The following is a 13,199-nucleotide window of genomic DNA, read 5'->3' as shown; positions in this document are numbered from 1 at the left end:
GATGTCGACTTTCAGTGGATTGAACACCGCGGCCTCCGGACTTGCGGCTGCGCGGCGCGGGATGGACGTGGTCGGGCAGAACATCGCCAATCAGACCACCGAGGGCTACACCAGGCAACGTGTGACCACCTCGTCGATCGCGGCGCTCGCGCAGACCGGGCGCTTCAGCACGGGAGCGGCGCCGGGGCATGGCGTCTCGATCGACGGCGTCACCCGGCTCGGTGACGCGCTGCTGGATGCCCGAGTGCGCGACACGCTTGCGGCCTCGGGCTTCTGGTCCACGCGCGCGGTGGCCTCGACGACCCTCGAGGCCTCGCTCGCGGAGCCCACCGAGAACGGTCTGGCCGCCCGTCTGTCGCAGTTCTGGTCCGGCTGGCAGGATCTCGCGAACACCCCGGATTCCGGCGCCGCGGCATCCGTCGTGCTCGAGTCGGCGGCAGAGCTGGCGGCCCAGGTCGCCGGCGGCTATCGCGCCGTGGCGGACCAGTGGTCCGGTGCCCGCACTGCGGCCGAGCGCACGGTGTCGCAGGTGAATGCGGCCGCCGACCAGATCGCCGACCTCAACCGTGAGATCCGCGATGCGCTCGCGTCCGGGCGCTCCGCGAACGAGCTCATCGACCAGCGCAGCGTGCTCGCCCAGAACGTGGCCCGTCTCGCCGGCGCCAAGGCGAACATCGAGAGCGATGGCACCCTGACCGTCCGCATCGACGGCAACGCTCTGGTCGTGGGCTCCGATGCCCGCCACCTCGCTCTGACCGGGCCGGCCTCCATCGACGCCGGCGGGAACGTCACCGTGACCTGGGCGACGGCATCCGACATCACCGTCTCGATCGGCGGCGGCGAGCTCGGCGGCAACCTCTCCGTCCTCGCGTCCGCGGACAAGGGCGGCGTGCTCGCTCAGCTCGCCGAGAAGTACAACGAGGTCGCCGAGGAACTCGCTGCGACCGTCAACGAGCAGCACGGGAAAGGTGTGACGGCCGCGGGCGTGACGGGCGGCGACTTCTTCGCCCTGGATGCTGCGGTGCCGGCCGCGCTCGGCCTGAGCGTCGCCGTGAAATCCCCCGCGGACCTCGCACTCGCGAAGCTGGACGCCGGAGCCTGGGATTCGAGCAACGCCGACGCGATCTCGCAGATCGGCCTCCGCGAGGACGGACCCGATGCGATCTGGTCGAGCGCGGTGTCGAGCCTCAGTGTGAACACCGCCGGCGACATCCAGCGCGCTCGGGTGTCCGAAACAAGCGCCATCACCGCCGCCACGGCACAGCAGTCGGTCGCCGCGGTCGACGGTGACGAGGAGACCATCAGCCTGCTCATGTATCAGACGGCCTACCAGGCCGCCGCCAGGGTGATGACCGCCGTCGATGAGGCGCTCGACGTCCTGATCAACCGCACTGGCGTCGTCGGACGCTGACCGGAGGAACATCATGATCTCTCGCGTGACCGCATCGTCCATGACGCAGACGGCGATGCGCCATCTGCAGTCGAACCTGTCGGAACTGGCGCGCCTGCAGGAGCAGGCGACCTCGCAGCGCGCCTTCGCAGCGCCGTCCGACGATCCCGCCGCGGCCGCCACCGCGCTGAATCTGCACGCCGAGCAGCGACGCAACGACCAGTACGCGCGCAACATCGACGACGGACTGGCCTGGGTGACGACGGCGGATGCGGCGATCTCTCGCAGCACCAGTCTGCTCGGCCGCGTTCGCGACCTCACTGTGCAGGGCGCGAACGACGGTGCGCTGGATGCCACGGCGAAGGAGGCCATCGCCGTGGAGCTCGAGGGCATCCGCGACGAGCTGCTCGCGCAGGCCAACACCCGGCTGCTGGGGCGCTCCGTGTTCGCCGGCACCTCCGACAGCGCGGCGTTCGACGCCACCACCTATGCGTACAGCGGATCGCCGACCGGCGAGGTGGTGCGGCGAGTATCCGACAGCTCATCCGTGCGTGTCGACGCCGATGGCTCGGCGGTCTTCGGCGTGGGCGACGAGTCGGTCTTCGCCTTGGTCGGCAACATCATCGAGGACCTCCGCTCAGGCACCAACGTCGGTCCCCGGCTGAACGAGATCGACGATCGACGGACCGCTATGCTCAGTGCCCAGGGCGCGGTCGGCGCCCGTCAGACACAGATCGAACGCGCCAAGGAGGCGGCTGTGCAGAACTCGGTTTCGCTCGAATCCCGCCGCGCCGCCGTCGAAGACGTCGACTCGGTGGAGGTGCTCGTGCGGCTGCAGGCGCAGGAGCTGGTCTACCGCTCGGCGCTCGCCGTCAACGCCCGGGTGCTGCAGCCGTCACTGATGGACTTCCTCCAGTGAGCGCCGCCCTGAGCTTCGTGGCGCCGCCGCCCGGGCTCGCACCGCACGTGGAGTTCGCGTTGACGGCGGTGGACGGCTCGGACGGCTTGTTCACGATGCGCGCCGTCGACGATGCCGACCTGCGTCTGTACCTCGTCGATCCCGACACAGTGCTGCACGACTATGCACCTGTGCTCACCGACGAGCAGACTGCGGAGCTGTCACTCGAGTCGCCCGATGACGCCATGCTGCTGGTCGTCGCTCACCCGTCCGCCGAGGGCGTCAGCGTCAATCTCCTCGCCCCGGTGGTGGTCAATCGCGGCACGGGAGTCGCATCGCAGGTGATCCTCGAGGGGCAGGACTATCCGTTGAGAGCGCCCCTCACCTGACCGGATCTAGACTTAAGTCGTAGTTTGTCGCCGAGCGTTTACGACTTATGGCTATAATTCCGAACATCGGGACTGTCGGCCACTCGGCAGCCTCCGTTCAGTCTGAGGGGACAGTAAATGAGCGGTGCCGCAATACAGCCAAAAGTCGCAGTGGTCATCGAAGACGACCCGGACGTTCGCAGCCTGCTCGACGCGGTCTTCCGCTCCGCTGGTTTCCAGGTCGTGCTCACCGGAACCGGGCCGGACGGCATCGCCGCGGTCATGGAGCACGAACCGACCATCACGACCGTGGACATCAATCTTCCCGGCATCGACGGCATCGAGGTCGTGCGCCGCATCCGCAAGTCCAGCTCGTCGTTCGTCATGATGCTCTCGGCGCTGGCTGAGGAGACCGACGTCGTGCTCGGCCTCAGCTCCGGCGCAGACGACTACGTCATCAAGCCCTTCCGTCCGCGGGAGCTGCGCGCCAGGATCGAGGCGCTCATGCGTCGCCCGCGTATCGAACCGCCGGAGGAATCCGAGACGGTCATCACCGGTCCCGTACGCACAGCTGCGCGCAACCCTGCGGCGACGGCTGCGATCCCGACGACCGACCCCGGAAGCCTCGAGCGCTGGGAATCGCACCGCGACATCAGCCTCAACCTCGCCACACACACAGCGCTCGTCTCGCAGCGCGAGGTCGAGCTCACGCCGACCGAGTTCGACCTGCTCGCGACCCTGCTCGAATCCAAGCGTCGAGTGCGCAGCAAGGCGGACCTCGCACTCGTACTGCGCGGCGAGGCCTTCGGATCGACGTCCTACTACGTCGGTGAGCCGGACAAGCGCGCCATCGAGGCTCACATGGCGAACCTGCGCCGCAAGATCGGCGACAACAGCGTCGAACCGCGGTACATCGAGACGGTCCGCGGCGTCGGCTACCGGCTCACACCTGCCGAGGTGCCCGCCATAGCCTGAGCCGCGCCTCATCGAATCCGGCGGTCGCGCGTGACCCGAATACGCGCGACCGCCTTCTTCATGCCCGGCCGACGACTTCGGGTCACTCGACGAGTTCCCACGGCGACCGATCGTGATCGGTGATGCCGTCCAGGGGATCCTCCGCCTGCGTCCACCACTTGGCCTCGAACGGCACGCCGTCGACGACCACGCGGGTGCCCTTCTGGTAGACCGTGCCGACATTCCATTCCGGGTAGGTGTCGTCAGCGACGGTTGGCAGGGCGAAGGGACGATCCTCCGGCAGCACGGGCCCCACGAGCACCCACGAGGTGGCATCCGCGGTCTGCGTGGGGTCGTCCGGCTCCGGACCGCCGCTGACCCACCACTTGGCGGCGTACACATAGCCGTGCCAGACCACGCGCACGCCATGCGAGTAGGGGGCATCCTCAGACCAGATCGGGTACGGACTCGTCTCGGGGTCGTCGGGGAGCGGCGTCGCCGCAGGTGTCGCGGCGGCGTCGGACGGTGCTTCGTCGAAACCGGCGGAAAGGATGCCGGCGAAGGTCTGCGTTCCCTGGTCGACGCCGCTGCACGAATCGGAGACGGCTGAGACGTCCGGATAGTTCGGTCCGCACGTGCGGTCGCGGTTGATCGACCACATCGACATCCGCGCCAGATCGCGCTGCTGGGCGAAGGCGCTCAGCTCGGCCGCGTCGGCGAGCGTGAACACCTCGTCGTGGACGTCATTCTGCCCGATCATCGGCGTCGCACCCATCACCGCCCAGGCACCGGCGGCCGGCAGCGGGATCCTCTGATTGCGATACAGCTGCGTCAGCTGGTCGTGCACGCCGTTGAGCGCCTGAACCGATGCCTCGGCCATCGTCGCGCCGCCCAGATCGGTGCCGTAGTCCATGGTCATCGCGTTCACGCCGGCGAGCTCGACGCCGCCGTCCAGTAGCCGCCGCACGGCGTCCAGGCCGGTATCGGTCAGCCCCGTCGTCGCCGTCGGCAGGGTCACCCAGACGTCCAGGCTCCCGCCGCTCGCCGCGTACTGACGCTGCAGAGCCGAGATCGCGGTGGCGCGCCGATCGGCGGCCGCCGTGTCGAGGAGGGCCTCACCCTCGAGGTCGAGATCGATCGTGGTGATGCCGTAGCGGTCGAGCACCCGTGAGTACGCCTGCATCAGCGAGGAGGTCGTGTCGCACGCGACCGCGAGTTCGGTGTTGAGCGCGCCTCCGAACGAGACGGCCACATGGGCTCCCTCGCGACGTATGCCGTCGATCCGCCGGTCGAGATCGAGCTGCTGCCCGGCCTCGGCGAGGCTGTAGTGGGTGCCCCAGGTCGGCGCGCATCGCTCGGCGCTCGCCGCGACGACGAACCCGAGCACGACGGTGTCGTCGTTGCCGTCCCCGGCGGTCGGAGACATGGATGCGTCCGCGGCCGTGACGTCGAAGTATCCGCCGAACCACTGCGGACCGGCGGTCTCCGCGACGGCGGCGTCGCGCTGCGTGAGATACCAGGGCACAGTCACCGCGCTCGCCACGACGACCATGGCGACGGCGATGCCCAGCAGAATCCGCCACGGGGAGAGGCGCTTGCCCGGGTGCCTGCCGCGCTTCCGGGATACTTCGTCGGTCGCTTCGGGCTGGACGTCTTCGCCCGCATCGGCGGTCCTGCGGCTCATGAGCGCAGCTCCAGATCGGAGCGGAGATCGAGCATCGGCCTCGCTGCCACCGACCGGCGCTCCGGTGTCGGGCCGACTGTGCCCGGTGCCGGGTGCCCCTCGTGGAGCATCGCACGCCAGTCGGGCGCAGCATCCTCGGCGGGAGCCTCCGGCTCGGGGCGTTCGATGTCGACGTACATCCAGTCGGTCAGACCGATCCAGGTGTCGACGAGACCGTTGCGCACACCGATGTTGCCCAGGAACGCCCAGGTGGCGCAGATCGCGTTGAACCCTGAGAACGCCAGCGTCCACCAAGAGCCGTCCGTGTAACTGCGCCAGGCGACGAACGCCGAGTACGCGATGATGATGACCGGGCTGATGACGTAGAGCAGCGGTGAGCTGGTGCGGTCCTTGACCTTCGGAGTGCGGGCGAACGGGATCTTGCGTCCTGTCATGCCCTGCTGCAGCGACTTGAGGACGCCGGCGAGGTTCACCGGCAGCAGGATCAGGTTGAAGCCGTAGATCCGAAAGATGTCGGTGCGCTTGTAGCCGCAGTAGCGCAGGTCGCTTGCCATCGCGATGAAGTACGGCAGGGCGCCAATCAGGATGAACGGGCTCACCAGTCGGTTGTCGTACGGGTAGACCAGCAGGAAGATCAGGCCGAAGCTGGCCCATGCGATCGAGGCCATGTAGTTCATCCGCAGTGAGATCTCGCCGATGCTCAGCGGCTTGTGCTGGCGACGGCCGTCGCGCATCTGCCGCCACATCTTCGGCAGGATCAGCAGACCGCCGTTCGCCCAACGACGACGCTGCACCACCAGCGAGCCCCAGTCCGGCGGCGTCGCGCTGTAGCTCAGCCGCTCGGGGTAGTTGACCAGTTTCCAGCCGAACAGCATGAGGTCGACGCTCGACTCGGTGTCCTCGATGACGGTGCGGTCCTGGACGTAGCGCCGCACCTCGATGCCGTCGACGCTCTCGATCTCGAGGATGTCATCGAGCGCCTCCATCCGGATGACGGCGTTCGCGCCGACCCAGAACGTCGCGTTGTACTTCGTCATGCCCTGGTGAAGGATGTGCTGCACATCCGTCGTCGCGCCTGCCAGTCGCTCGATGCGCGTCGGCGCGTTGCGGAACGAGGAGTACGGCGTCTGGGTCACCGCGACGTTCGCGTTCTCGGGCTGTTCCAGGAAATGCACCAGCCGCAGGCAGTAGTCGCGCAGCAGCAGCGAGTCGGCGTCGAGGGTGAGCACGAAGTCCGAGTACGGGATCTCGATGTCGGCCGGAGCACCACCCGGGGCGGGCCGCAGCATGACGCCGTCCGGCGTGACGTGCTCGACGAACCGTCCGCCGAGAAGTCCGATGTACGCGTTGAGGTTCATCGCCTTATTGGCCTCGTGCGACAGCGATGCGTAACGCTTGCGCTCGAACGATGTGATCTCGGCCGAGAAGATCCACACGAGTCGTCGGTACAGCTCGTGCACGCGCTCCGCGCTCGGCGCGGTGCCCTCTGCCTCAGCCATCTCCAGCGCGACGGCCGTCGACTGGAGGTCGTCGGCCAGACCCTCGAGGATCTCCTCGACGAAGAAATCGTCGACGTGGTCCTCGCGCGGCTCCTGGGCGGCGAAGTCGCGCAGCCAGGCGATCGCGCTCCAGTACTGGTCGATGAGGTCGGGCAGCGTGTCCTGGGCGATTCCGGGCAGCTCCCGGACGGTCTGGAAGAACGCCAGCGCATCGGCCGCTCGCTCGCGCGGCTCGTTCAAGGCGTAAGCGATCTCGGCGGTGACGGCGCGTGTCGCGTTCAGCTTGTCGCGTGTCTCCTGGTCGCTCGGGAACGGGTTGTCGTCGACGAGCAGCACGACCCTCATCTCGGGATACTCCTGCAGGGCCGCCGACCACAGCGTCTTGCGGACGACACCGGGCTCCTCCGCGTACGAGGGGACTAGGACGGTGAGCGGGCGGTGGTCGAGCGAGAAGTGCCGGTCGAGCTCTCCGCGCGCCGCCCGCTGGTGGGTGCGGAACCGCTGGAAGGCGCCGTACCTGGCGAGCAGGTACATCAGCGCGGAGAAGATCAGGAACGTCACGACCACGATGTACGAAGCGCCCTCGATCATGCGCCAGGTTGTGTCGAACTCGCCGGCGACGAACATCGTCAGCAGCACCGTGAGCACGTACAGGATCCACATCGCGACGGTGAACCAGATCGCGACGCGGGCCAGGACGAGCTTGCGGGTCGACGGGCGCACGTGGACGGCAGGAAGCGCCGCCCGCTCCTTCTCTGTGCCCCATTGGTGTCGGCGCCGCGGCGGCGCAGTCGTGCGATCGGTCGTCATTGTCGTGTTCTCCCTCTTCGGCACTGAGGCCGCGGTGATCCCCCACGCCGCAGCCTCAGTCGTCCGTTCATGATGCTAAGACGCGCGCGTGGCGGCCGGAATGCCGCAGACGACTTCTTTGAGTAATCTTGCGGCAGACTTGAGCATCGGCCTGAGGGGGCTCACAACATATGTTTCGCACGCCATCGATCTGGCGATGGCAGCTGATCTTCACCGGCGGAATCGTCGCCGTCGCCGTGATGATCGCCGCCTTCAACCCGTCGACTTTCGCCACGCCGCTCGTCGTCGTCGGATTCGGACTGGTGGTTGTCGTCACGCTCGCGACGATCATGACCCCCTGGGATCGGCTGCCTGCCTCCGCCTCGATCGCGGTGCCGATGCTCGACGCGCTCGCGATCGGATTCACGACGGCCGCACCCGACATCCGACTCGGCTTCCTCTGGGTTTTTCCCGTGACGTGGCTGGCCACGTACTTCACCATGGCGTGGGTGTTCGCCGGGATCGGCATCACCAGCGTGAGCCTCGTCGTCTTCGGTAACCAACCCGGCGACCCCGCCCTGATGATGCTGCGCGTGCTGGTGGTCGTGATCACGCTCGGCTTCCTCGGCACGACAGTGAGGATCGGGATGCAGCGTTCCCGTGCAGCACGGCGTCTGCTGCAGCGTCAGTCCGAGCAGGTCAACCGCGCGGCCACGCGCGCCGAGACGCATCAGCAGCGCGTGGTGCAGATCATCGACGTGCTCGACACCGCGCTCGTCGCCATCGGCGACGACGGCGTGATCCAGCGCATGAACGACGCGTACCGCAAGCTCTACGGCAGGGACCGCTTCGGTGCGAGCCTGCCGTCGCCCGCGGTCGAATACGACGATCGACGTGGCGAGCCCGTTCCGCCGGACCAGACCGTGCTGGCACGTGCCGCACGCGGCGAGACAATACAGGGCGATCGCGTGTGGCTCTACGACACGGCGGGCAGGTGGCGGGCGCTGCAGGTCAGCACCCAGCCGCTCGCCGGGCCATCCGACGCGCGGCGCACGACTCTGGTCGTCATCGACGACGTCACGGACGCGCTCGAAGCCGCCGAGGAGCGTCGCATGGTCTCCGCCATCGTCTCGCACGAGCTGCGCAATCCGCTCACGGCGATCATCGGCCACGTCGACCTCATGCTCGAGCGGGAGGACCTGCCCGCCGACGTCGCTGGACAACTGGCCGTCGTCGCGAACGCGGGTGACCGGATGCTGCGACTCGTGTCGAGCGCGCTCGACGAGTCCCGTCCCGCGCCGGCCGTCCTGTCCGAACCGGTGGACCTGCGTCAGGTGACCGACGCATCGATCGCCAGCTACCTTCCGATCGGGACGAGTCGTGGACACACGATCGAGGTGTCCGGTGCAGACACTCTGCTCATCTACGGCGATGCGTTCCGGTTGCGACAGGTGATCGACAACCTGCTCAGCAACGCCGTCAAGTACACCCCGACGGGCGGCAGCATCGGGCTGGTCCTCGACGTCGGTCCCGACGGGTGGGCGGAGGTCACGATCACCGACACGGGGCTGGGCATCGCGCCGGACGAGTTGGAGCATCTGTTCGACCCGTACTTCCGCACGGACGAGGCGCGTCAGGGCGACATCCCCGGCACGGGACTCGGCATGGGGATCGCTCGGGACATCGTCACCGCACATGGCGGCGTGATCGATGTCGTCAGCGAGCCCGGCGTGGGCACCAGCATCACGCTGCGGTTCCCACGCCGGCCGGAAGGAAAGACGCAGAACCGTCCGGAACCGCTCGAGGCGGAGCGGCTGCAGGTGAGGGAGCCGGCATGATCGTCCACGCCGTCCACGAGACGATCAGCATCGACGCTTCGACCAGCCTCGTCGCCATCGTGACGCTGGTGACCGCACTGGTATTCGGGCTGGCGACGCTCGCGTGCCCAAGTCGTGCCACGGTCGCCTGGGGCGTCGCCTTCGGCCTCGGCCTGCTGGGGACCTATGTCTGGGTGGCCGCGCACCAGATGGACTCCGCGACGCTGCAAGGCGCGGCATCCGGATTGATGATCTGCTTCGAGCCGATCGTCTGGCTCGGACTGCGCCTGCACTTCGGCAAGCGCCCGATCTGGTGGCCGGTCGTGGCGTTCGTGCTCGCGGTGCCCGCAGTCCTCGCCGTGACCGCAGGAACGCCGACCTTCCAGACCTCCTTCCGTCTCGCGTTCGTCGCCGCCGGCGTCTTCGCCGCCCTGATCGCGTTCGAGCTGTTCCGCAGCCGCAGCCCCCGGCGCGACATCAAGCTGCCGCTGGCACTCGTGTCGTGCGCGTTCGCGATCGTCGCCGCGGTGGGCGGTGTCGCAGCGCTGTTCGAGACCGACCTGGGCCTCGCGGGTCAGCTCGACGTGATCCGCGACGTCAACAGCGTCGGAACCCTCGTGACGAGCACCTGCGCCGCATTCACGCTGGTGATGCTGGTCCGCGCGGACGGGCCGCGCATCGACGCGGCCGCACTCGGAGCGGTGCGCGCGCGGCGAAGGCTTCAGAAGGCGCGCGCGCAGGGCGAGCAGTCGTGGTCGATCCTCGATGTACGACTGGACGACCCGGCAGACCTGCGAGAGTCGACGACGGGCGCGGGCTTCTCGCTCATCGTCGACCGCTTCCATGACGACGTCTCGGAGAGCCTGCCCGCGGCGGCGGACGCCGAACGGGTCGCGGATGACCGCAGCATCGTCATCATCCACGGCAGCGACGAGTCGGTGCAGCATCATGTGCGCGCGATGCTGCGACGGATCTCCGCCATCGAGGTCACGGGCGCCAGCGCCGGAATGCGATTGTCTGCCAGCGTCGGCTGGGCCTCGGTCGGCGTCGTGGGATACGACTACGACGATCTCATCGCGGCCGCAGAAGAGGCCGCCATCCGTGGTCGTGAGAACGGCGGTGACCGCTGGGAGCGGGTGAAGAAGGCGCCGACTACCCTGGAGAGGTGATTCTCGCCGTCGACACCTCCCTGGGATCGGCCGTCGCTCTCATCGATGCCGACGGCCGGGGGCGCGCTGACGCGTCCAGCCCCGATCCTCTCGGCCACGCGGAGGTGATCGGCACCCTCCTGCAGCGAGCGCTCGCCGAGGCGGGCGCGGATGCCGTCACCCACGTCGTGGCCGGCATGGGGCCAGGACCGTTCACCGGGCTGCGGATCGGCATCGCCACGGCCCGCGCTTTCGCGCTCGGTCGCGGGATCCCGGTCGTCCCGGTGCCGAGCCACTTCGCCGCGGCCCTCAGGGTGATCGAGACGGATGCGCCCGAGACGCCGTTCGCGATCGTCACGGATGCCCGCCGCCGGGAGGTCGCGATCAGCCTGTTCGACGGTGTGGATGCCGACGGCATCCCGAATCTCGTCGAACCCACAGTCCTCGTTCCGCGCGCGGATGCCGACGAGCGCCTGCACGGCATCCATGCCATCGAGGTCTCGACGCTCGATGCCGCCGCCCTCGCCCGGGTCGGCATGCGCGCGGCGAACGCCGGACGCGATCTGGCCGGCGCCGAGCCGCTGTATCTGCGCCAGCCCGACGTCACCGTCCCCGGTGCGCCGAAGCGGGTGAGCTGATGGCGATACGCACAGCGACCGCCGCCGATCTCGACGCGATCATGGCGATCGAGAACGCTTCCTTCCCCAGCGATGCATGGAGCGGCGAGGCGATGGCCGCCGAGCTCGCCACGGACTACGGTCACTACCTCGTCGACGAGGACGCGGGCCAGGTCATCGGCTATGCCGGGCTCCGCTCGATCCGCGGAAATGCGGATGCCGACATCCAGACCATCGCCCTGGTGGAAGCGCGGAGGGGAGAAGGGCGCGGACGCGCCATGCTGCGCATGCTGCTCGCCGAGGCATCCGCTCGCGGCGCCCGCGAGGTGTTCCTCGAGGTGCGCGCCGACAACCCCCAGGCCGAGGCGCTGTACCGGTCGGAGGGGTTCGAGGAGATCGGCCGCCGGCCCCGCTACTACCAGCCCGACGATGTGGATGCGATCGTGATGAAGGTGGAGCTGCGATGACCGAACCACTGGTGCTGGGCATCGAGACGAGCTGCGACGAGACCGGGATCGGGATCGTGCGCGGGCGCACACTGCTGTCGAACACGATCGCCTCGAGCATGGACGAGCACGCACGCTACGGCGGGGTCGTGCCCGAGGTCGCCGCACGCGCGCACCTCGAGGCGCTGCAGCCGGCGATCCGGGCCGCGCTCGCCGAAGCACAGGTGTTGCTCGACGACCTCGACGCCGTCGCCGTCACCAGCGGCCCCGGCCTCGCCGGCGCTCTGATGGTCGGCGTCGGCGCCGCGAAGGGACTCGCGGTGTCGCTGGACAAGCCGCTGTACGCCGTCAATCACCTCGTCGGTCACATCGCCGCCGACATCGTGACGCCCGACTCCGACCCTCTGGAGTACCCGACGATCGCGCTGCTGGTCTCGGGCGGGCACACCTCGCTGCTCCACGTCCGGGACCTCACCACCGACGTCGAACTGCTCGGCGAGACGATCGACGATGCGGCGGGCGAGGCGTTCGACAAGGTCGCCAGGCTGCTGTCGCTGCCGTACCCCGGCGGCCCCGAGATCGACCGCGTCGCGATCGACGGCGATCCGAAGGCGATCCGCTTCCCGCGTGGGCTCTCCAAGCCGCAGGACATGGCCAGGCACCGCTACGACTTCTCCTTCTCGGGGCTGAAGACCGCCGTCGCCCGCTGGGTCGAGCGCTGCGAGGCGGAGGGCGACCCGGTGCCGGTGGCGGACGTCGCGGCCAGCTTCCGCGAGGCCGTCGTCGATGTGCTCGTCACCAAGGCGCTCGCCGCCTGCGCGGACCGCGGGGTGCCCCGCCTGCTCCTGGGCGGCGGCGTGATCGCGAACCGGCGGCTGCGCGAGGTCGCACTCGAGCGCGCGGCCGCGGCGGGCGTCACGGTGCGCATCCCGCCGCTGAGCCTGTGCACCGACAACGGTGCGATGATCGCGGCGCTCGCCGCCGACCTCATCGCCTCGGGCCGTCGCCCGTCGACGCTCGCGTTCGGCGCGGACTCGACTCTGCCGGTGACGGAGATCCAGGTGGCGGAGCAGCGCGGAGAGGGAGCCGGATGAACGGACCGTCCGCACAGTCGGGACCGCAGCCTGACCCGGCGCCGTCGCCGGAGCCGCCGACGGTCGAGAGCCCTCGCCCCGAGGTGGAGCACCCGGCGGACAGCGCACGGGTGCCCGGTCTGCCGCGCGCGCAGTACACGAAGATGCCGACCGGGCCGGTGAGCACCGAGCCTCTCGTCGCCAGTGGCCCAGCCGACACAGCCGGGATGCCGGCGGTGCAGTGGGCGCCGCAGGACGAGTTCGTCGTCGATGACAAGAGTCGCCTCGCGCCCTGGGCGCTCGTCGCCGCGGTCGTGGCACTGGTCGCCTCGTGGTTCGTCGGCTGGGGCATCCCGCTGGCGATCATCGCGGTGGTCGCGGCGATCATGTCGCTGCGTCGCCCGGTCGAGAGTCGCTCGATCGCCATCTGGGCACTCGTGCTCGGTCTCGCGGCGACGATGTTCAGTCTGGGCTGGCTCATCTGGGCCGCCATGCAGTTCGAGCAGATCGGATAGC

Annotated in this window: 12 protein-coding genes; 10 read left to right on the top strand and 2 right to left on the bottom strand. The window is 68.9% G+C overall.

Annotation, left to right across the window (positions count from 1 at the left end):
• The first annotated feature begins 1 nt into the window (after nt 1).
• The 4 genes from flgK (at nt 2) to IM776_RS11900 (ending at nt 3,631) form a co-directional block, all read left to right on the top strand.
• A complete protein-coding gene (gene flgK, locus IM776_RS11915) occupies nt 2-1,411 on the top strand; it encodes a flagellar hook-associated protein FlgK (protein WP_194420308.1) in 1,410 nt (469 codons plus the stop codon).
• A gap of 25 nt (nt 1,412-1,436) precedes the next feature.
• Entirely contained in the window at nt 1,437-2,309 is an 873-nt protein-coding gene (gene flgL / locus IM776_RS11910) for a flagellar hook-associated protein FlgL (RefSeq protein ID WP_267237928.1), read from the top strand.
• Entirely contained in the window at nt 2,306-2,677 is a 372-nt protein-coding gene (gene fliW, locus IM776_RS11905; RefSeq protein ID WP_194420306.1) for a flagellar assembly protein FliW, read from the top strand. Before flgL ends, fliW begins: the two co-directional genes overlap by 4 nt.
• Nucleotides 2,678-2,794: 117 nt before the next feature.
• Nucleotides 2,795-3,631: a response regulator transcription factor gene (locus tag IM776_RS11900; protein WP_194420305.1), complete on the top strand. Its 837-nt coding sequence runs from the start codon at nt 2,795-2,797 to the stop codon at nt 3,629-3,631.
• Nucleotides 3,632-3,713: 82 nt separating this feature from the next.
• Here the strand turns inward: IM776_RS11900 and IM776_RS11895 are convergent, their stop codons facing one another.
• Both IM776_RS11895 and IM776_RS11890 read right to left on the bottom strand, forming a co-directional pair.
• Entirely contained in the window at nt 3,714-5,294 is a 1,581-nt protein-coding gene (locus IM776_RS11895; RefSeq protein ID WP_194420304.1) for a carbohydrate-binding protein, read from the bottom strand.
• The gene (locus tag IM776_RS11890) at nt 5,291-7,603 is read right to left on the bottom strand and encodes a glycosyltransferase family 2 protein (RefSeq protein ID WP_194420303.1); all 2,313 of its coding nucleotides are present in this window, start codon (nt 7,601-7,603) and stop codon (nt 5,291-5,293) included. The genes IM776_RS11895 and IM776_RS11890 overlap by 4 nt, the downstream gene beginning before the upstream one ends.
• Before the next feature lie 170 nt (nt 7,604-7,773).
• Between IM776_RS11890 and IM776_RS11885 the strand changes: the two genes are divergently transcribed.
• From IM776_RS11885 to IM776_RS11860, 6 genes are read left to right on the top strand one after another with little or no spacing between them, the layout of a single operon-like run.
• Entirely contained in the window at nt 7,774-9,420 is a 1,647-nt protein-coding gene (locus IM776_RS11885; RefSeq protein ID WP_194420302.1) for a sensor histidine kinase, read from the top strand.
• Complete coding sequence (locus IM776_RS11880) at nt 9,417-10,568, top strand: hypothetical protein (protein ID WP_194420301.1); 1,152 nt, start codon at nt 9,417-9,419, stop codon at nt 10,566-10,568. Before IM776_RS11885 ends, IM776_RS11880 begins: the two co-directional genes overlap by 4 nt.
• On the top strand, nt 10,565-11,185 hold the full coding sequence (gene tsaB / locus IM776_RS11875; protein ID WP_194420300.1) for a tRNA (adenosine(37)-N6)-threonylcarbamoyltransferase complex dimerization subunit type 1 TsaB: 621 nt from the start codon (nt 10,565-10,567) through the stop codon (nt 11,183-11,185). The genes IM776_RS11880 and tsaB overlap by 4 nt, the downstream gene beginning before the upstream one ends.
• Entirely contained in the window at nt 11,185-11,631 is a 447-nt protein-coding gene (gene rimI / locus IM776_RS11870; RefSeq protein ID WP_194420299.1) for a ribosomal protein S18-alanine N-acetyltransferase, read from the top strand. The genes tsaB and rimI overlap by 1 nt, the downstream gene beginning before the upstream one ends.
• Nucleotides 11,628-12,704: a tRNA (adenosine(37)-N6)-threonylcarbamoyltransferase complex transferase subunit TsaD gene (gene tsaD, locus IM776_RS11865; RefSeq protein WP_194420298.1), complete on the top strand. Its 1,077-nt coding sequence runs from the start codon at nt 11,628-11,630 to the stop codon at nt 12,702-12,704. The genes rimI and tsaD overlap by 4 nt, the downstream gene beginning before the upstream one ends.
• Nucleotides 12,701-13,198 carry a hypothetical protein gene (locus IM776_RS11860; protein ID WP_194420297.1) on the top strand — a complete coding sequence of 166 codons (498 nt, stop codon included), beginning with the start codon at nt 12,701-12,703 and terminating at the stop codon, nt 13,196-13,198. Before tsaD ends, IM776_RS11860 begins: the two co-directional genes overlap by 4 nt.
• Nucleotide 13,199: the final 1 nt, after the last annotated feature.

Origin of the sequence: Microbacterium abyssi, from assembly GCF_015277895.1 — a bacterium.
Classification (GTDB): domain Bacteria; phylum Actinomycetota; class Actinomycetes; order Actinomycetales; family Microbacteriaceae; genus Microbacterium; species Microbacterium abyssi.
Note: the sequence above shows the minus strand (reverse complement) of the source record. Positions and strands in the feature narration are given on the sequence as shown.

Bases quoted from the DNA above. Each gene is read 5' to 3' on its own strand.
- IM776_RS11860 (WP_194420297.1), top strand. From the start codon at position 12,701: ATGAACGGACCGTCCGCACAGTCGGGACCGCAGCCTGACCCGGCGCCG.
- IM776_RS11885 (WP_194420302.1), top strand. From the start codon at position 7,774: ATGTTTCGCACGCCATCGATCTGGCGATGGCAGCTGATCTTCACCGGC.
- IM776_RS11880 (WP_194420301.1), top strand. From the start codon at position 9,417: ATGATCGTCCACGCCGTCCACGAGACGATCAGCATCGACGCTTCGACC.
- IM776_RS11895 (WP_194420304.1), bottom strand. From the start codon at position 5,294: ATGAGCCGCAGGACCGCCGATGCGGGCGAAGACGTCCAGCCCGAAGCG.
- rimI (WP_194420299.1), top strand. From the start codon at position 11,185: ATGGCGATACGCACAGCGACCGCCGCCGATCTCGACGCGATCATGGCG.
- flgK (WP_194420308.1), top strand. From the start codon at position 2: ATGTCGACTTTCAGTGGATTGAACACCGCGGCCTCCGGACTTGCGGCT.
- IM776_RS11900 (WP_194420305.1), top strand. From the start codon at position 2,795: ATGAGCGGTGCCGCAATACAGCCAAAAGTCGCAGTGGTCATCGAAGAC.
- IM776_RS11890 (WP_194420303.1), bottom strand. From the start codon at position 7,603: ATGACGACCGATCGCACGACTGCGCCGCCGCGGCGCCGACACCAATGG.
- tsaD (WP_194420298.1), top strand. From the start codon at position 11,628: ATGACCGAACCACTGGTGCTGGGCATCGAGACGAGCTGCGACGAGACC.